Annotated in this window: 16 protein-coding genes and 1 pseudogene; 6 read left to right on the top strand and 11 right to left on the bottom strand. The window is 55.5% G+C overall.

The features are described from left to right. The first annotated feature begins 30 nt into the window (after window positions 1–30). From JX360_RS00790 to glmS, 6 genes are all read left to right on the top strand, one after another. Window positions 31–939 carry a universal stress protein gene (locus JX360_RS00790; protein ID WP_244348450.1) on the top strand — a complete coding sequence of 303 codons (909 nt, stop codon included), beginning with the start codon at window positions 31–33 and terminating at the stop codon, window positions 937–939. Between the two features lie 11 nt (window positions 940–950). Then, window positions 951–1,769, top strand: a complete 819-nt coding sequence (gene larB / locus JX360_RS00785) for a nickel pincer cofactor biosynthesis protein LarB (protein ID WP_244348449.1) — start codon at window positions 951–953, stop codon at window positions 1,767–1,769. 247 nt (window positions 1,770–2,016) lie between these two features. After that, window positions 2,017–2,850: a TerC family protein gene (locus JX360_RS00780; RefSeq protein WP_244348448.1), complete on the top strand. Its 834-nt coding sequence runs from the start codon at window positions 2,017–2,019 to the stop codon at window positions 2,848–2,850. Window positions 2,851–2,997: 147 nt separating this feature from the next. Continuing rightward, window positions 2,998–3,822 (top strand): ABC transporter ATP-binding protein, encoded by an 825-nt coding sequence (locus tag JX360_RS00775; protein WP_244348592.1) that lies wholly within the window; start codon window positions 2,998–3,000, stop codon window positions 3,820–3,822. Continuing rightward, window positions 3,819–5,024, top strand: a complete 1,206-nt coding sequence (locus tag JX360_RS00770; RefSeq protein ID WP_244348447.1) for an MlaD family protein — start codon at window positions 3,819–3,821, stop codon at window positions 5,022–5,024. The genes JX360_RS00775 and JX360_RS00770 overlap by 4 nt, the downstream gene beginning before the upstream one ends. Before the next feature lie 217 nt (window positions 5,025–5,241). Next, window positions 5,242–7,089 carry a glutamine--fructose-6-phosphate transaminase (isomerizing) gene (glmS, locus tag JX360_RS00765; RefSeq protein WP_244348446.1) on the top strand — a complete coding sequence of 616 codons (1,848 nt, stop codon included), beginning with the start codon at window positions 5,242–5,244 and terminating at the stop codon, window positions 7,087–7,089. Window positions 7,090–7,131: 42 nt separating this feature from the next. Here the strand turns inward: glmS and JX360_RS00760 are convergent, their stop codons facing one another. The 11 genes and pseudogenes from JX360_RS00760 to JX360_RS00715 all read right to left on the bottom strand — a co-directional run bounded on the left by JX360_RS00760 (window position 7,132) and on the right by JX360_RS00715 (window position 18,095). Continuing rightward, window positions 7,132–7,629: a heavy metal-responsive transcriptional regulator gene (locus JX360_RS00760; protein WP_244348445.1), complete on the bottom strand. Its 498-nt coding sequence runs from the start codon at window positions 7,627–7,629 to the stop codon at window positions 7,132–7,134. Between the two features lie 54 nt (window positions 7,630–7,683). After that, window positions 7,684–7,776: pseudogene (locus JX360_RS17800) on the bottom strand (IS5/IS1182 family transposase); the annotation flags it as partial. A 33-nt stretch (window positions 7,777–7,809) separates the two neighbouring features. Next, a complete protein-coding gene (locus tag JX360_RS00755) occupies window positions 7,810–9,441 on the bottom strand; it encodes an ABC1 kinase family protein (RefSeq protein WP_425244329.1) in 1,632 nt (543 codons plus the stop codon). Window positions 9,442–9,490: 49 nt separating this feature from the next. Continuing rightward, window positions 9,491–10,072, bottom strand: coding sequence for a peroxiredoxin family protein (locus JX360_RS00750; RefSeq protein ID WP_244348443.1), 582 nt, complete (start codon window positions 10,070–10,072; stop codon window positions 9,491–9,493). Between the two features lie 37 nt (window positions 10,073–10,109). Then, complete coding sequence (locus JX360_RS00745; RefSeq protein WP_244348442.1) at window positions 10,110–10,547, bottom strand: SRPBCC family protein; 438 nt, start codon at window positions 10,545–10,547, stop codon at window positions 10,110–10,112. Between the two features lie 3 nt (window positions 10,548–10,550). Further along, complete coding sequence (locus tag JX360_RS00740) at window positions 10,551–11,198, bottom strand: hypothetical protein (RefSeq protein WP_244348441.1); 648 nt, start codon at window positions 11,196–11,198, stop codon at window positions 10,551–10,553. Between the two features lie 111 nt (window positions 11,199–11,309). Then, window positions 11,310–12,926, bottom strand: coding sequence for a gamma-glutamyltransferase family protein (locus tag JX360_RS00735; RefSeq protein ID WP_244348440.1), 1,617 nt, complete (start codon window positions 12,924–12,926; stop codon window positions 11,310–11,312). 143 nt (window positions 12,927–13,069) lie between these two features. Next, complete coding sequence (locus tag JX360_RS00730) at window positions 13,070–13,264, bottom strand: hypothetical protein (protein ID WP_244348439.1); 195 nt, start codon at window positions 13,262–13,264, stop codon at window positions 13,070–13,072. A gap of 68 nt (window positions 13,265–13,332) precedes the next feature. Continuing rightward, entirely contained in the window at window positions 13,333–14,493 is a 1,161-nt protein-coding gene (locus tag JX360_RS00725) for a Na/Pi symporter (protein ID WP_244348438.1), read from the bottom strand. 564 nt (window positions 14,494–15,057) lie between these two features. After that, window positions 15,058–15,726, bottom strand: a complete 669-nt coding sequence (locus JX360_RS00720; RefSeq protein WP_244348437.1) for a response regulator transcription factor — start codon at window positions 15,724–15,726, stop codon at window positions 15,058–15,060. A 77-nt stretch (window positions 15,727–15,803) separates the two neighbouring features. Then, window positions 15,804–18,095: an ATP-binding protein gene (locus JX360_RS00715; protein ID WP_244348436.1), complete on the bottom strand. Its 2,292-nt coding sequence runs from the start codon at window positions 18,093–18,095 to the stop codon at window positions 15,804–15,806. Window positions 18,096–18,328: the final 233 nt, after the last annotated feature.

The raw sequence follows: 18,328 nt of genomic DNA, 5'->3' as shown, positions 1-18,328 counted from the left end.
GCGGCAACCCGTCACCAGCCACCTCTTTGTATGTTCAAGAACCTGTTAATTGCTACCGATCGCCAAGATGGCTTACAGCGGTTTGGCAAGTGTTTGGCAGACCTACACAGCGGCGGCATTGAACGCATCGCCTTTGTTCACAGCGTCGCCTGGCAAGATGACAGCATCGGTATTCCCGAAGACATTACTCCTGAGATACAGGCTCAGCAGGCGGAGTTGCAGGAGCTGTTGAGCGATATTCCGGCAGGGTTGGAAGTTAAGGCGTTGGTGCAGGTGAGCAAGCCAGTAGATCTGATCCTAAAAGGGATCCAGCAATATGGCTCCGATCTGCTGATTACCGGCATGGATACCCACAACTTACTCACCGAGAAGTTGTTTGGCAGCACCACCATTGGTCTATTGCCGAAACTGAAGATCCCGGTGATGGTGGTGCGCCCCCAGTTGATTGCTGCCTTCACCCTAGAGGAATTGCGCTTGCGCAGCCGCCATCTGTTTCGCTGTATCTTGGTGCCTTTTGATTTTGAGGAACCCCGCCAGAAACTGTTAGATGACCTCAGTCGTCGGTTGTCCGATAGTGCTCCCTCCCAGCCTCAGTGTGAGAACATCACGGTGCTCTATGTGATCGATCCCAGCGCCCGCCGCAACCAGGGATGTGATGTGCAAGTGCTGAAACGGAAAGCAGAGGCGGATCTGGCTCAAGCTATTGAAGGGCTGGCTCGACATGCTCAGGCGGTGCAGCTGCGCACCCTCGTGCGGGTGGGATCCCCTTTGAAGGAGATTCTGGCCACCGCTGCCGACGAAGATATGACGGCGATTGCCACTGCTTCTCCCAATGTAGGGAGCTTTTGGGAATGGTCGGTACGCAGCTTGACGGGCGACATTCTGCGGCGTAGCTGGCATCCGGTGTTGTTTTTCCCCCGTGGGGCTTTGGCGAAATAGGCGGTACAGCATTGAACGAACCCTTCATACCCCCTTCTTCTGAACAGGCGCTGCGAGAGCTGCTGCAGGCTGTTGCTCAAGGGGAGCTTTCCCCAGAACGCGCCCTGGATGCCTATCGGTTCTTGCCCTTTGAATCGGTGGGAGACTTCGCCCATGTGGATCATCACCGTTCCTTGCGCACTGGGTTTCCTGAGGCGGTTTGGGGTCCAGGAAAAACGCCAGAACAGATTGCCCAGATTATGGAGCAGCTCCATCAACGGGGATCCCTGGCCTTAGCCACCCGTATTGAGGCCCAGGTTCATGAGCAGATCCGCCGCCTTCTGCCCCAGGTTCAGTACTCGCCGCTGGCCCGTTTGTGTTGGATCCCCCGTGCTCAGGCGATTGCTTATCCCGGCCAGTTAAGTGTGATCTCCGCCGGTACTGCCGATCTGCCGGTGGCCGAAGAAGCCGCCCTTACCGCCGAACTGTCTGGCTTTCAGGTGAAACGCCTCTGGGATGTCGGGGTGGCCGGGATCCACCGGCTGCTGCAAAACCGACAAGCGCTCCAGGCGGATGTGTTGATTGTGGTGGCTGGTATGGAGGGTGCCTTGGCTAGCGTCGTGGCAGGTTTAGCCAACTGTCCAGTCATCGCCGTCCCCACCAGCATTGGCTATGGAGCGAGTTTTCAAGGGTTGGCCGCTTTGCTCACCATGCTCAACTCCTGTGCGGCGGGAGTAGGGGTGGTGAATATTGACAATGGCTTTGGGGCAGCGATTCTGGCCGGTCAGATCCTGCGCTGTGGACAGCAGATGGCCACCCGACTCAACTCTGCCACTGCCGACAAAGCCTGAGCCAAACATGAAGCCCAAGGTTAAGCAATGTAAACCGATCCTGAGGAATAAAGGCTATACTCGGGCCATGTCCAGGTTGGATCCTGGCCCGGCGTGGTTCTTTCTCATCTTCAGCTACACGCCTTTCGGCTACAGATGGCATGATGTGGAATACCTCGCTAGGGATCCTCTGGGTTGAGTTTCTTGCGGGGAAAAATGGGATCTCTTTTTCTCCGTTCCTTTTTTCTGGTGGATAAAACGCGCGGATATGTCAATGGACGCAGTCTTGGCTTTTGCCCAAGGAGTGATTCACTCCTTCACTTGGATGGATCTCCTTTTGGTGGTGGCTTTGGTGTTTTTGGAAGCGGCCCTATCTGCCGATAACGCCGTTGCCCTGGCTGCTTTGGTGAAGCATTTGCCTACCCCCGAACAACAAAACCGGGCCTTGCGCTGGGGTATTGTCGGTGCCTATGGCTTTCGCATTGCCATTATTTTTGCTGCCGTCTGGTTGGTGGAGTATCCGCCGGCGCAGTTTGTTGGGGCTTGTTATTTGCTCTGGCTGGCTTGGCAGCATTTTCGGGGGGAAGAAGAAGGGGAAGAGCAAGACCTCACCCGCCATGCCAACTTTTGGCAGACCTTGGTGATGGTGGAGATGACGGATTTGGTGTTTTCCTTCGACAGCATTGCGGCTTCGGTGGCAGTCTCCCGCAAGCCCTGGGTCATTATCCTTGGGGGTATTCTCGGCATTACCCTGATGCGCTACATGGCCTCTCTGTTTTTGCGCTGGTTGGATGAGTTCTCTCGCTTAGAAGACGCGGCTTTTGCCATCATCGCCTTGGTGGGGGGCTGCATGCTGTTTGAGGTGTTTTTCCCACAGATCGAGATCCCAGAGTGGGGAGTGATGATAGCCGTGATTCCCTTATTTGCGTGGGGCTTCTCCCGACGTATGGGATCCCCGCTGGAGGAGGAGGAAAGACAGGAGGGCTCGGTGCCCAGCCTAAGTGTGCTCTGCACCGTTGGCGCGAATGAGCTGAAGCAGGAAGAAGGGATCTCCTCCTTTGGGGCTGAACCAGAGGCAACTCCAGAACTGCAGCCGGATTAACCGCTCGCTTTGCCCAACTCTGCCCAATTCCGCGTTGCCTTACCTGCGAGGGATCCCTAGACTATCCAATGAGGCCCTCTGACGGTAAAACGCTGGACAGAGCACAACAGGATGAACGGTCACAGCCAACAGACGCAACCTTTGCAGATGAGGGATCCTCAGTCCTCCACCCCAACTGGGGATCCCGTCCCCTTGGTGGAGTTGCGCCAGGTTTCCAAGCGCTTTGGATCGACGGTGGTGTTTGACCAAGTGGATCTGAAGGTGTACCGTGGCGAAGCCCTTGGGTTGGTGGGGCCCTCGGGCACTGGCAAGTCGACACTGCTGCGCATTATTGCCGGACTAACGGAACCAGACGCGGGAGAAGTGTTTTGGTGTGGGATCCCGTTGCCGGAGATTCAAGCCCAACATCAAACTCCCCCGTTGCGGGTGGGTATGGTCTTTCAACAGGCGGCCCTGTTTGACTCCCTCACGGTAGAAGAGAATGTTGGCTTTTTGCTCTATGAACACTCCCGCTTACCCCGTTCTCGCATTCGGGAATTGGTGGCCGCTAAGCTAGAAGCAGTGGGGTTGGCAGGCAAGGAGCACAACTTGCCCGAGGAACTCTCGGGGGGGATGCGCAAACGGGCCAGTTTTGCCCGCGCCATTATGGAGGATCCCTCCTTGCCCCAGGATGAGCCGCAGCTGTTGCTCTACGATGAGCCGACGGCAGGGTTGGATCCAATTGCTTCCACGGTGATTGAAGACCTGATTCGGGATCTGCAGCAGGTGAAAAAGGCTTGTGAGAGCTACATCGTCGTCACTCACCAGCACAGCACCATTCGGCGGGCCACGGATCGCATCGTGCTACTGGCTCAGGGACAGGTGCAGTGGCAGGGATCCGTACACCAGATTGAAACTTGCGACAACCCCTTTGTGCGGCAATTTTTCAGTGGTAGCGTCGAGGGGCCAATTCAAGTGGCGGGGCAGGTATGATGCGTTCACGGGCAGTACGAGAAGGGGCGGTGGGCCTATTGATCCTGGCGGGGGCTTTGGGCTTTGCTGGGCTGTTTTTGTGGATCTACAACTTGCGCTTCGGCGGCCAAGGCTTCCGGTTCACCGTTACTTACAGCAATGTGGTCGGCTTGGCGGAGGGATCCAGCGTGCGGCTGCGGGGGGTGAATGTCGGGCGCGTGGAGCGCATTGTGCCCCAGTTAACTCGAGTGGAGGTCCAGGTAGCGGTGGATCAGCCTTTGGTCATTCCCCGCAATGCCTTGTTTTTTACCAGCCAAACGGGGTTGGTCGGTGAAACCGTCATGGACATTTTGCCGCCTGCGGATCCCCAGATTTTGGGTGGATCCCCGTTGGCGGAAGATTGCGACAGCAGCCAAATGGTCTGTCAGGGGGATGTGGTGGAAGGAACTCCCGGCGTGGATTTCGGCCAGTTACTGACGCAAATGGATCGCCTGATCACGCGGGTCAATGATGACGAGTTTTTCGACAACCTCAATTCCACCCTGGAAGGGATCACCCGGGTTGCCAACAGCGTCGCGGATCTCTCTGAGACTGTGGAAGATCGCGTCGCCGCCATCCGCACGGAAGATCTGGATCTATCCCAATTCACCACTGCCGCTACCGCCATCCAAGAAGCGGCTGAATCTGTGAGACGAACAGCCCAAAGCTTTCAATCGGCTGCTGACGAGCTCACCGGCCTAGTGGAACAAAACCGCACCTCATTGAATGCTTCTTTGCAGAATGTGCAGCAGGTCAGCGAAGATCTGCAGGCCATGTCAAGCGCGGTTCGCCCCTTGATCACGGATCCCCAATTGCATACCGACGTACGGCAGATCCTTGCCGATGTACGAGTGGCTTCCGGTAATGTTGCCCAAGCCACCGAAGATCTGCGACAAATTTCCGCTAATCTCAACGATCCCGGCACGATGGCCACCCTCCGTCAAACCCTTGATTCCGCCCGAGTCACCTTTCAAAACACCCAAAAAATTACCGCTGATATCGATGAACTGACCGGGGATCCGCAATTTCGTCGGGGATTACGGGATTTGGTGCTGGGGTTAAGTGGTCTGGTTTCTAGCGTTCCCGGCGATTCGGGTGAGCAGGTTCAGCCGGCAACAGCAGAGTACCACTTCCGCTTTGCCCCCGTTTCTTTTGTAGATGTAGTCAGCAGCTCACCTCCCTAAAACTAGGTAGGTTACGACCCTCTTGCTAGTCACCTGGCACAGAACAAGTCACAAGAGCACTGTCCTGACCCTAAGGGCACACTGGAATGAACAAACTATCAGGGACACAGGTATTGTTGTAGGAAACCAGCTGTAAAGCACGATTACGTCCAAAACCATTGAAGGGATCCCGAAGCTGAGATAGGCTTTGCGGATATTCCGGTAGGTGAGGTGAGTGATGTGTGGCATTGTCGGCTATGTCGGCTTCCAATGGGCTGCCCCGATTCTGTTGGAAGGCTTACGCACCCTGGAATATCGCGGCTATGACTCTGCCGGAATTGCCACCGTTGATGCCGAACAGGGGTTAAAAATCGCCCGCTCCACCGGCAAGCTGCACAACCTGCTGGTGAAACTGACCGCCGATATGCCCACGGCCAAATTGGGGATCGGCCATACCCGTTGGGCCACCCATGGCGGTGTTACCGAAGAAAATGCCCACCCCCACTGTGATGAGCGCGGGCGCATTGTGGTCATTCAAAACGGTATTGTAGAAAACTATTTAGAACTTAAGGAATACCTACTAGAGCGCGGGATCCGTTTTCGCTCCCAAACAGATACGGAGGTGATTGCCCACCTGCTTGGCCTCTACACCGAAGAGCTGGGTTCTTTTGAGGCTGCCTTTGGCCAAGTGATGGGGAAACTGCGGGGGGGCAATGCGGTGGTGGCTGTGGATCGGGACTCCCCAGATCGGTTGATAGCGGCCCGTTTGGGTAATGCCGGAGCGGTGGTAGTCGGAGAAGGAGAAGGGGAAAACTTTGTCGCCTCTGATCTACCGGCGATTGTGCGCCATACCCGCAAGGTAGTGTTTTTAGAAGATGGGGAAATGGCCATCCTCACCGAGTCGAGCGTGCGTTACCAGCGCATCACCGGAGAAGAACTGCGCAAATCCAGCACCACCGTGGCCTGGGATCCAATCTCAGCTGCCAAGGGGGGCTACAAGCACTTTATGCAGAAGGAGATCTTCGAGCAACCCCGCACCACCACGGATACACTGCGGGGACGGGTGGATATTGAACATGGCCGGGTCACGCTGGAGGGACTGGCGCTGTCTGAGGAGCAACTGGCCCAGATTGAGCAAATTCATGCCGTGGCTTGTGGGACAGCTTGGCACGCCTGTCTGGTGCTCAAGTACTTTGTCGAGAGCCTCGCCCGTACCCCGGTGGAGGTGGACTATGCCTCTGAGTTCCGCTACCGTAGCCCGGTGTTGCGTCCCAACAGCTTGTTGTTGGCCCTTACCCAATCGGGAGAAACTGTCGATACGCTGGCAGCCATGGCGGAAGCCCGCCAGCAAGGGATCCCCACCTTGGGCATTTTGAATGCGATTGGATCCCAGGCCAGCCGTTTGGCGGATGGGGGGGTGATCTACATTCACGCGGGGCCGGAGATTGCGGTTGCTTCCACCAAAGTCTTTACGGGCATGTTGATGGCAGGATACCTATTGGCCTTGCAGATTGCCCAGGCGAAAGGGATCCTCACCCCAGCGCAGATGCAAACCCATCTGCAATCACTGATTGAGCTACCGGGCAAAATCAGCCTTCTATTGAAAGACACCTCCCTCTACGACCATTTGGCGGAGCAGTACCATCACGTCACGGATATGCTTTTCCTGGGCCGCTGGGTGAATGCCCCGATCGCTCTGGAGGGCGCTTTGAAAATGAAAGAGATCAGCTACATCCACGCAGAAGGCTATCCGGCGGGGGAAATGAAACATGGCCCGATTGCCCTGATCGATGAGCGTATGCCGGTGGTGTGTATTGCTACACGGGATCCCGTCTATGAAAAAATGCTCTCCAACATCGAACAGGTACGGGCCCGGGGCGGACGGGTGATCGCCCTGATTAACCCAGAGGATACTCAAATCCGGGAGAAGGCCGACCACATCATCGAAGTACCCAGCACAACCCCCTTGTTATCCTCCATATTGAATACGATCCCGCTGCAGCTGTTCTCCTACGCGATGGCCTTGCGCCGGGGGGCGGATGTGGATCAACCCCGTAATTTGGCGAAGTCGGTGACGGTGGAGTAGTTCTGTCCAGAGTGATTTTGTCCAATAGCGTCCAATAGAGGATTAGATAGAGCGGTTGGCAGCACCCTCATCCGCATCCGGGTTTTGCAAAATTGGGCAGATCACTGTACTTTTCACTGCACTTTCCGCCAGGGATCCCTCGGGAATGTGCCAGTCGGAGAGGAGGCTTTGAATTTGACCCTTGAGGATCTGCAGGTCAGCAATCCGTTGCTCAATCTCCTGTAACTTCTCTTGCAGGCGCTCCCAAATGTCTTGGCAGGGTAACTGACCCTGGTCATGTACCTGTAAAATTTCCCGAATTTCCTCCAGGCTGAGACCCAAACTTTGGCAACGGCGAATAAAAGCCAACCGCCCCAACACCGCCGGATCAAACAACCGATAGCTAGATTCGGCTCGCTCCACCGTTGGACTGAGCAGACCAATCGATTCGTAGTAACGCACGGTACGCACCGGTAAACCTGCCGCCAGCGCCACCTGGCCAATTTTCAGGCCAGCTTTCAAACTGGAGGAGGAGTGCTTTGTGAGCGCAGAACCGAACATGATCACAACCGGATCCCTGAGGATCCCAGCTTAACAAAGCCAGATCTGATTTTTGATGACCTCCAGTTTGGATAATTGCTCTTTGGCCTCCTCGAGCACGACGATCGCCCCTAATCGTTCTGAGGCATTGGCTTCACTGACCCGCACTCTATGAATAACAATATGAATAACAATAACCAATTAACCCCGCAGGCGACCGGAACGCAGAATACTGATAATCAGCCAAAGGCCGAGCACACTGGCCACCGCAAAGAGCAGCTCGCTTAACCCAAAAACTTGAAATCGTTGCGTTTGCGCCGAGATAATCGCCGCCCCGATGATCAACGAACCCACCACAATGCTGTAGGAAAGGCGATTGGCAGAGTTATCCAGGCTACTGCGGATCCCTTCTAGTTCTCTCAGGCTCAAATTCCAACGTTGGGTTTCAGAGGTGATCCGGCTGAGGAGCAACTCCAGCTGACGGGGGGACTGCAAAGACAGATTTTTCAAATCCAGGGCCGTGCGCAACAAGGAAGGCAATGGGGCTTCTCCCACCAACTGAGCCCGGAAAACATCCGCCATCAGGGGGCGAATCTGCTCCGGCAAGTTGTAGTCAGGGGTGAGCTGACGGGCGATCCCTTCCAGATTGGCCAATGCCTTGGCACACAGACCCAAATTACCTGGGATGCGAATGTGGTTTCGCCGGGCCGCCTGCAATACCTCATAAAAAAGCTGGCTAAAATCCAACTCCGACACGCTCAGGGTGTAGTACTGCCGCAACAGGCGCTCGTAGTCGTTTTGCAATTGGGCCAGGCTAACCGGCTGCTCAGGGGGGGCCAAGTCCAAGGTCAATTCCGCGCAGCGTTGGGCATCCAAACTGACAATCGCAAGGATCATCTCCAACAGAATTTGCTGAGTGCGGGGATCCAGCCGCCCGATCATGCCACAGTCCAGGAGTGCCACCCGACCGGATCCCAGGTAGAACAAGTTACCGGGGTGAGGATCGGCGTGGAAATAGCCGTCAATACAGATCTGCTGGAAAAACGCCCGGGTTAACATGCGGGCAATCTTTTTCGGATCCGCGTCACTGCGATCCGCCTCCAGCAGCGGTTGACCGTCAATCCATTCCATCGCCAACACTTTCGGGGTGGTGAGCGGCCAGTGGATTTGGGGTACCACCAACTGAGCGGAGTCAAACCAGCGGCTGCCTTGCAAATGTTGCCGCAACTGATCGGTGTGGTGGGCCTCTTGGGTGAAATCCAATTCCGCCTGAATGGCCCGACAAAACTCATCCGCCAAAGAAACCACGTCCGCCAGCTTGCCAAATTCCGTTTGGGCCACCAGCTCGGCGATACTCCGGATCAAGCGGGTATCCCGTTCCACCACCGCTTCTAACCCAGGCCGCTGGATTTTCAGGGCCACCCACTCGCCACTGCTCAAACAGGCGCGATGGGTTTGGGCAATGGAGCCGGCAGCCACCGATTCTGTTTCAATGCTGTTGAAGACCTGCTCCAGCGGTTGGCGCAGCTGCTGCCGCAATACCATTTCCACCCCGCTCCAGGGTACTGGCGGCACGTTAGCCTGCAAAGTACTAAGGGCTTCAATGTAGTCTCGCGGTAACAGATCCGGGCGTGTGCTCAACAGCTGGCCCAGCTTGACATAGACCGGCCCCAAGTCCACCAAGATATTGCGCAGCACCATGGGCGGGGGCAGTTGCGGTTCCCCCGCTTTGCCGAAAGAGAGCAAGCGCCGCATGTAATCCCAGCCATGGCGCAAGACCACCTCCAGAATCTCGGCCTGACGCGCCCCACTCTGGGCCAGACGAGCAAACACCACAGCCTTTCTCCCACCTATGGATGGTCTTGAACCACTCTACAAAACTCTACAAAAAGGGAATCGGGCTAACCTTGCGCGTGCCATCCCAACCCGTTTCCAACCCTTCCCGCAGCACCCGCAGCACCTCGTCGGTATCGGCATTGGGATCCGCAAAAGAAAAGAGATGCTTGTAGCGCAGCTTACCCGCCTGATCCAATACAAATTGCCCCGGCAGCGGTGCCCCCAGGGCTTGACCAACACCGTAGAGCCGGAAGGTGGTGCAGTCGGGATCCACCAGCAGTGGGTAAGGCAGTTGGAGATCTTTCTGGATGAGTTCACTTTGAACCGGATCGGTGCTAGTGATCATCAGCAGTTCCGCCCCTAGGGCTTGAATTTCAGCGTAGCGAGCTTTCAAATCCTGAATATGGGGATAGCACAGAGGGCAAAATAGCTTTTCGGTGAAGATGCGGGTAAAGGCCAAAACTACCGGTTGCTGACCGCGGTAATCTGAGAGGCGCACGGGATCCCCTTGCACCCGTGGTAGCTGAAAATCGGGGGTCAGTTGGCCAATCTCCAGGCTGGTGTTGGCCGGTTGGGGAATGAAATTATCGGCAAAACGACGGTTAAACAGTCCGGTGTTGCTGGTCATTGCAGCCTGTCACATTTCTTTACTACTCGCCTCCAGCCTAACCCAAAGACTCTGCCACCGCCTTCAGTCGTCGTAGCTGTGCCTGCATATCCTGCTGCGTCAGGCCCGCCGCCACCAGGTGAAACCCTGCCGCCACCCAGGGATTGGGAATGCAAAACTCAAACCGATTCACCAGCAAAGTGTCTCCCGATTCTGCCCGACATTCCCAGCGGTCGGTGCCGGTGAAAAATCCTTCAAACTGCCACTGCACCAACCCTTCGGCCCGCTCCGTGATCACACAGTCCAACTGCGGGGAAACCCATGGGATGCGAATGGAAAACCGATAGCGGCTGCCCAATTGGGCTTCTGGGGATCCAACGGCCTCACACTGCAACAGCGGGTTGAGCCAGCGTTTCATCAGGTCTAGGTCGGTGAGACAGCGATCCACCTGGGGGATGGGGGCGGCAATGGCAATGGATTGGGTGTAGAGGGGCATCTTCTAGGGAGGGGGAGAAGGTGGGGTTTTGCTCCGGCCCTTCACAGGAAAGTTATCGCCCTGGTTGCCATCCGAAGGGTCATAGTCTCCTGCAGGTACGGTGCTGAGCAAGATCAGGATATCCCGCTGTTCAGTTTGGTCTGGCCCTTGGCGCGGGGATCCCACCTGGATCACCACCTGTTGTGGCATTTGTTGCGGGCGCTGGGGAGACTCAAAAACCAAGGTGCGGATGCCGTCCGGTTGCTCAACGTCAGAGAGAATCTCCCAGCCCCGACCCCAGAGGCTACGGCGATAGTAGGTGCTGATCTCCTGTACAGGCAGAGAGGTTTGCAAAATTAAGGAGGTCATGCCTCCCTCGCGATCCCGAATGTGCCCGGAGGAAACCACCGAGGACTGGGGTAGGTGCAAATGAGCCGGGAACTGGGCAGGCAGGGCGCGAGCATCCCCCAAAGAAGCCTCAAAACGGGTGCCATCTTTGCTGATGTGGCGACGGAGCGGCGGATGCGTAGGATCCTCAGAATCCTGAAGCTGCGCCCCTTCTGGAGAGATCGGAGCCGGAGTGGCCCGACAGGCAGCCAGGGATCCCATGCACCCAATCGCCGCCAGCCCGGTTGCCAGTTGCATCCACTTCGCACAACCGCTTGTATCCATCCAGCTCTTCCATCGGTTCAGGATCCCTGACTGGGTTATACCGGATACCTCCACCGAACACAATACGGATACCGAAAGGCTACGGAACGACTACAGGGAGCATCTCCCCCCTTACCAAGCCAAAGCCAAGCCATCCGCACGTGGTTCCGAGGCAGCAATAAGGGGATCCCCGGCACGAAAGATGATCTGCCCTCGACCGAAACCGTAATAATCTTCGGTGAGCATCACCTGCACCTGATGCCCCCGCGCCGCCAACTCTTGCACCACCGCTTCTGGCACCGTTGCCTCTACCAGCACCTGATTGCCCTGTAAGTAGCGCCAACGGGGGGCATCCAGAGCTGCCTGGGGATTCAAGCCATAATCCACCCAATTCACCACCATCTGCACATGCCCCTGCGGCTGCATCGCTCCTCCCATCACCCCAAAAGGCCCCAGCGGGATCCCCTCTTTGGAGAGAAAGGCAGGAATAATTGTGTGATAGGGCCGTTTGCGGGGGCCAACTTGGTTGGGATGCCCAGATTCAAGGGTGAACCCGGTACCGCGATTGTGCAAAGCAATACCAGTGCCGGGCACCAGCAAGCCACTGCCAAAGCCATCGAAGTTGGACTGAATCAACGACACCATCAAGTCCCCATCGGCTGCCGCCAAATACACCGTTCCCCCTTGGGGTAACCCCGGCTGGGCCACTGGGATCGCCTCAGATCCGATCAGCCTCCGGCGCTGCTCGGCATACCCCTTATCCAGCATTTCTGCCGGGCTCACCTGTAGATAATCGGGATCCGCCACCTGTCGATGCACATCCGCAAAGGCCAGTTTCATCGCCTCAATTTGCAGGTGATAGCGCTCACCGGAGTGATAAGGGATCCGGCTCAAATCAAACCCTTCCAAGAGGTTGAGGGCCATCAAGGCCGCGATCCCCTGCCCATTCGGGGGCATTTCCCAGATGGTATAGCCCCGGTAGTCGGTGCAAATCGGCTCCACCCAGTCCGCTTGATGGTTCTGCAAATCTGCTGATGAGAGGATCCCGCCGGTGGACTCGGAAAAAGCCAGCAGCTTCTCGGCCAGTTCCCCGCGGTACAAGCTCTCTCCACCTGTGCGAGCGAGGATTTCTAGGGTTTGAGCATGTCGGGGGCTTCCCCAGATCTCGCCGGTACGGGGGGCGCGCCCCTGGGGGAAAAACACCTCCAGAAAAGGCCGATGACGGGGATCCCGCAGGGGTAAATAGGTTTTCTCAGCCGACTGCCACAGTTGGGCAATGCGAGGAGAAACGGGAAACCCTTCCTGCGCCAAACGAATGGCCGGTTCAAACAACCGTTCAAACGGCAACCGACCCCAGCGCCGATGCAGGGCTTGCCAAGCCGAAACCGCCCCCGGTACCGTCACCGCCAACCAATCTAAGGGTGGGATCCGTTCGTGACCCGCGCAGTGTTGGGGCGTCAGGGCCGCCGGGCTGCGACCGGATGCATTCAACCCATGCAAGGCTCCATCCCACACCAAAGCAAACGCATCGGAGCCAATGCCATTGGAAGTGGGCTCCACCACTGTTAAAGTGATCGCCATCCCCAGGGCGGCATCCACAGCATTGCCTCCAGCCCAAAACAGTTCCATTCCTGCCATCGCTGCCAAGGGTTGGCTGGTGGCTACCGCACCTCGCCTTCCCATCACCACCCGCCGCTGCGAAGCAAAAGGGTAGTGGCTCAGAGCCTGTCCCAGGAAGGCGGAAGTCATGCAGCTGGATTTTGTTTGGGTAGGGTAGACTCCGTTTAGTTTAATCGACTTAATCGACCACAATTTAGAGGTGTGTCGCCAAGTCGTGCAAACCCAGCAATCCGCTAAATCCGGCACGGGTTCCCGAAAAGTTCACCACCCCTTCATTCGTCGGTGGCTTTGGCTAGATCCTGAGAGCGAATTTTGGCAGATTCCAGGTGTTGCTCTAGGCGTTCAATTTCTTCGTGTTGGGCCACTTCTCGAGCTTCACGATATTCGGCTTTGAGAGTTTCTAGGGCTTGCGTGGCCTCTGCAATCTGCTGCTCAAGCTCTTGGAGATATTCAGCTTTGGAATTCATAGACCTTGATCCAGAAATTTTTTTGCAATCAAACGGGATCCCTGAGAAAGCTTCTAAGGCTCAGCACCCTAGAACAGCAAAGAGATCCCCAAACAAACTGCCGGAATGACAAAGAAAACACCTGCCACATAGATGAGTGCCACAGCTTTATGTTCGCTGGCTGCTGCTGCCAAAGATTCTGCCCCAAGCACTGGTAAACCTCGCATAAAGGGGATCCCGAAAATCAGGATTACCCCGATAAAGTTAAACAGGAAGTGAACTATGGCAATTTCCAGGGCAGGCAGAGCCGTTGCCCCTGTCACCGCCGTTGCCGCTAGCAAGGCTGTCACGCAAGTGCCAATGTTGGCTCCCAAGGTAAAGGGATAAATTTCTGCCATGCCAAACACCCCGGATCCGGCCAAGGGCACCATCAAACTGGTGGTGGTGGAGGAAGACTGCACCAGCATAGTCATCACGGTTCCCGAAAAAATACCCATCAGTGGCCCACGACCGATGGCAGTATGCAGGATGTCTTTGGTCTTACCCACCAACAATTGCTTGAGGAGCTTGCTCACAAAGTAAATGGAGAAAAAGATCAGGGCAATACCGAGAACAATCTGCAGGATGCCGTTGAAAGGGGTAGGCAAGATATGGGTACTGTGGATGATCAATTTGGCTGTTGGGGCAGTTGCGATGCTTACAAAGTTAAGCCCCTTCATACTGAGGGATCCTTCCTCCAGCAAAAGGGATCCCAGAGCCAAACTCAGCCGCTCTAGGGGATGAAACAGAATCTCCAAAGGCAGGAAAATAGCTGCCGCAATGATGTTGAACATATCCAACACCGTCGCTGCCGAGAAGGCCCGCCGAAACTCCTCTTTATCCGCCACATATCCGGCACTGACCAATGTATTGGTAATGGAAGTACCAATGTTGGCTCCCATAATTATCGGTACGGCGGTCACCACCGGCAGTCCACCCGCCACCAAACCCACCACAATCGAAGTGGTTGTACTGGAAGATTGAATGAGGGCTGTCGCCACCGTACCGACAATCAGCCCCAAAAAAGGATTGGTGGCAAAAGTAAACAGGGCATTGGATTGTCCTCCCAGGGCAACCTTAAACCCAGAACCAATGACACTAACTGCAACAATCAAAAGGTAGATGAGTGCTAAAACACTAACCCAATTCAAAAAAGGCTTATAGCTAGCCTCACGCGCTAAGGGTAGCGCCGTCGCTTGATCACTACTCATAAAAAATATCTTAAAAAAAATATCTTAAACCGACCTCATCCTGTGAGGCTTGAATTAATTGGGGATTACAGCCCTTTAATGCTCCGCATCCCTGAAGTGAACGTGGGTTTGCTACAATAACAGTTGTGTCGTTACCCTATTTTGTAAGGAGCACTGGAGATTCCCCCGTGCTAGGTGACTAACGGTCGCGCTAGCGTGCCCTTGGCGCAAAGGGCTGTAAGGGAAAGAGAAATGAATGAAATTCTGGAGTCAGTTTTATTTTTTGAATATTTTCCGAAAACTATCCGCTCTCCCCCACGCCAAACGGAATCACTGGCAGTAGAGAAGAGCGGTCTAGCGGGCCTTCAACTGGAACCTGACTGCCGGGAGGAACCCCAAGCGAGCGAGAACGTGAAGACTCTTCAGCAGGCTGAAGGATCTGAGTTCAGATCGTCAGAGAACAGCCCCGGCGCACAGCCGGCTGACTCCAACTTGATGACCCTTACAACTACTACTATCTGGCATGGGCAAGAACCTCCCTTACTAGACGACACTCTGAGGCTAGCATAAATCCCTACCGGCGGGTCACTTGAGCCATCCCATGTGTTTGGCTTTGCGCACAGCCTGCAGACGATCGTGCACATCGAGCTTGGTCAGGATGTTCTTCACATGGCAACGCACCGTATTCACAGAGATGGCATGTAGCTCGGCCATTTCGCTATTGCTCAGCCCCTGGGCGATACCTTGTAAGATTTCCTGTTCGCGAGCGGTCAGACTAATCCCCGCCTGTTCGGGAGAGGATCCCATTCCCTGCCAAGAGCGTTGCATCAGTTGTCGTAGGCGCAGGTTAATTTCGGGTGGCAGGTAGGTAGCCCCTTGTGCAACCCAGTGAATGGCTTGGATCAAAGTGCTGACATCAATGGTCTTCAGACAAAAGCCGTCGGAGCCAGCCGCCATCATGCCCAACAGGGTTTCGTCTTGGTCGTAGGCGGTGAGGGCGACAACGCGCGTGCCCGGATGATCCTGTTTGATCGCTTGGGTGGCGGCAATGCCATCCAGCTCCGGCATATCCACATCCATCAACACCACATCTACGGGCACTTGTTGCAGCAGTTCCAAAGCTTCGCGGCCATTGCTACAGGTTCCTACCACCTGCAGGTCAGCCTCATCTTCCAGCCGCTCTCGGAGGGTATCTCGCAGCAGGGCGTGGTCATCGACGATCAAGACTCGAATGAAGGAGGGAAAGACACCCATAGAAAGGGAAGCAGAGGCCAAGGAAAAGACGGAGAGCAACTACTAGTAACGTTATTCACAGCGTAGTAGCGCAACCCTTAGGGAGAGATCGACGCTGGCGGCGAAGTCTGGCGACGGATATCGGCGAGCGGCAGCGTAAACCAGAAGGTGCTTCCCCTCCCCAGATCGCTATCCAAACCGATTTGCCCCCCGTGGGATTCGACGATCTGACGACAGAGATAAAGCCCCATACCCGTGCCCCCTTTGGAGGAAGATCGCCCTGCTTGATAAAAGCGCTGGAAGAGGTTCACCTGCTCAGAGGCCGGGATCCCCTCCCCTTGATCTTGACAGGAAAAGCGGATCCCCTGGGGATCGGGGTCTAGCCGCAACTGAATGTGCCCCGACCAAGGGCTGAAACGGATAGCATTTTCCAGCAGATTTTGGATTAATCGATAGATCTCCGCCGCATCGGCAGCGATTGTGGGCAAATTAGGCTCGATATGCACGGTGACATTAAGGGATTTGGTTCGAATCGCCTCTGACAAAACTTGCAGTGATCGTTGGATCATAGACTGCCAGTCGAGGGGTTCGTAGCTGAGGCGTTTGCGTCCGGCCCGATAACGGGCGATATCCAGAAGATTTTCCACCAGTTCGGAGAGCAACAGGTTGGTGGCTAAGCTGCTTTCTAGGGACTGTGCCAATTTGCCATAGGTGGGATCCCCTGTATCGGCGGAAGAGGCTAACCGCTTCTGAATGGTGGTCAGAGCAACCCGCTGGGAGAACAGAGGATTGCGCATGTCGTGGGCAAGAGCAGAGATCCAATCTTCTAGAGTTTGGTTGTATTGCAGCAGTTGTTGAGCTTGTCGCTCGGTTTGCCGGTTGAGTTGCTGCTTCTCCAGGATGATCGACAGTTGATCGCCGACTTGTTGCAAAAGCAAGAAGGACTCCGCTTGCCAATCGTGATCGGAGCGCTGCAACCACAGGGCTCCCCAAACCTGATCCGCCACCCACAAAGGGATCCCTGCTGTGCGAGAGTGCAGATATTCCTCTCCTGCAGAGAGCTTTTCCCAAGCGGGGAGCTGCTTACGGGCAGCGGAGATCTCAAGCAGGTTGGGTAGGGACAAACCAAGGCTGGCCAAGACTTGAACGGATTGGGCTTCTGTCTGCCAGATCAAGAGTTGATCCGCCTCCAACAGCTCCGCCAACAGGGATCCCAGTTCTGCCCAAGGAAGCGACAGAGAATTGGACTGCGCCAAAAGACTCAAGATCTTGCTGTAGAGACCTTCCTGGCGCATTCGCTGTTGCAGCTGCGACACCAAGTTACCAAAAGCAAAGCTGAGCTCCCCGAGGACATCACCGCGGGGCAGCAGGTTGTCGTCCCAGTGGGCTTGTGGGTTCTGTTCGAAACGATGCACCGCCTGACGCATGCGCGAGACCGGTGCCAGCACCCACCGGCTGAGCAACCAGGAACTGACCCCAAAAAAAAGGATCCCTATCGCCAGCATCAATAACCAAATCCCTTTTAGCTCAAAGGGAATAAAGTACCAGCTGGGCAGGGTAAAGTGTACCTGCAATAGCCCCGCCAAACGACCTGAAGGATCCGGCAACGGGATAAAGCCAGAAAAGAGATCCTCCGGCAAAAAGGGGTCAGAAGAAGATCTAGGGTGGGATTGCAAAATAGCGAAAATGCTCCTACTGGGGTTGGTGTGCCAGTCCTGCTGGAAAAGGAGATCGATCTGTGGATTTTCCAGGTGATGGTTCAGCCGAGATTCTGTTAAGGTTGTGGCCACCAGAGTTTGTTCGCCTCCCCAGATCAGGTAGTCCTCCAGGGTGAGGTTGCGCAACTGCTGTAGCCAAGCTTGATCCAGAGGAACAGCCAGCCAATAAATACCGCCTGAGGGTAATGCCCGCTTGATATCTTGGCTGGTGGTAATGCTGATCCAGGTAACCAAGTAAACTTTTCCCTGCCGCTGCCAGTAGGTGAGTTGGGGAGAGGTTTGGGTGTAGGAACTGAGCACCTGCTGCCAATACTCCAGTTCTGCGCTTGTCAAAGCTGGGATCCAGGGCGCTGCCCATTGATAGATGAGCTCCCCCTTAGCAGAAAGCACCAAAGCTAGATCAGCACCAGTGCTGCGGCGTGACCAACCCTCTAGATTCTCTGCTGCCCACTCCAGGTCTGGGTTCTGGACAAACTCCCACATGTCCGTCCAGGTTGCATAATCAACCAGGTGGGCTTCAATCCGTTCCTGGGTCAAACCCATAACCACTTGGGTACGGCGCAGTCGCTGTGAGGCGATCAGTTGACTGCGTTCTCGAATCGACCAGTTGGCCCAAAGTTGGATCCCAAGGGGAGCCAAAAGGGTGAAGCTGCCCGCCAGAGAAGTCAGCACGAGCATCCGCGCCAGAAGCGGCAACTGAGGAAAAGAAGGCTTCACCGAAGGCAGGATGAGGAATTGAATACATGCCTCTTCAGTATGACAGTTTCTTGAAGCGGATCCCCTCCTTCAAATCGCGCAATCCAAATCCCCAATATCCACATATTCGCTTAGGCTAAGCCTAGGATTAGTCCCTAAGACTAGTCCTGTTATTCTTCAGGATGATGTGCAAATTGATACTCTGTGCA

It is taken from the genome of Thermostichus vulcanus str. 'Rupite' (genome assembly GCF_022848905.1).
GTDB lineage: Bacteria > Cyanobacteriota > Cyanobacteriia > Thermostichales > Thermostichaceae > Thermostichus > Thermostichus vulcanus_A.
Note: the sequence above shows the minus strand (reverse complement) of the source record. Positions and strands in the feature narration are given on the sequence as shown.

What these genes read in the sequence shown, in the direction of transcription:
- JX360_RS00790 (WP_244348450.1), top strand. Translation starts at nt 31, where the DNA reads ATGTTCAAGAACCTGTTAATTGCTACCGATCGCCAAGATGGCTTACAG.
- JX360_RS00780 (WP_244348448.1), top strand. Translation starts at nt 2,017, where the DNA reads ATGTCAATGGACGCAGTCTTGGCTTTTGCCCAAGGAGTGATTCACTCC.
- JX360_RS00775 (WP_244348592.1), top strand. Translation starts at nt 2,998, where the DNA reads ATGAGGGATCCTCAGTCCTCCACCCCAACTGGGGATCCCGTCCCCTTG.
- JX360_RS00770 (WP_244348447.1), top strand. Translation starts at nt 3,819, where the DNA reads ATGATGCGTTCACGGGCAGTACGAGAAGGGGCGGTGGGCCTATTGATC.
- glmS (WP_244348446.1), top strand. Translation starts at nt 5,242, where the DNA reads ATGTGTGGCATTGTCGGCTATGTCGGCTTCCAATGGGCTGCCCCGATT.
- JX360_RS00760 (WP_244348445.1), bottom strand. Translation starts at nt 7,629, where the DNA reads ATGTTCGGTTCTGCGCTCACAAAGCACTCCTCCTCCAGTTTGAAAGCT.
- JX360_RS00750 (WP_244348443.1), bottom strand. Translation starts at nt 10,072, where the DNA reads ATGACCAGCAACACCGGACTGTTTAACCGTCGTTTTGCCGATAATTTC.
- JX360_RS00745 (WP_244348442.1), bottom strand. Translation starts at nt 10,547, where the DNA reads ATGCCCCTCTACACCCAATCCATTGCCATTGCCGCCCCCATCCCCCAG.
- JX360_RS00740 (WP_244348441.1), bottom strand. Translation starts at nt 11,198, where the DNA reads ATGGATACAAGCGGTTGTGCGAAGTGGATGCAACTGGCAACCGGGCTG.
- JX360_RS00735 (WP_244348440.1), bottom strand. Translation starts at nt 12,926, where the DNA reads ATGACTTCCGCCTTCCTGGGACAGGCTCTGAGCCACTACCCTTTTGCT.
- JX360_RS00730 (WP_244348439.1), bottom strand. Translation starts at nt 13,264, where the DNA reads ATGAATTCCAAAGCTGAATATCTCCAAGAGCTTGAGCAGCAGATTGCA.
- JX360_RS00725 (WP_244348438.1), bottom strand. Translation starts at nt 14,493, where the DNA reads ATGAGTAGTGATCAAGCGACGGCGCTACCCTTAGCGCGTGAGGCTAGC.
- JX360_RS00720 (WP_244348437.1), bottom strand. Translation starts at nt 15,726, where the DNA reads ATGGGTGTCTTTCCCTCCTTCATTCGAGTCTTGATCGTCGATGACCAC.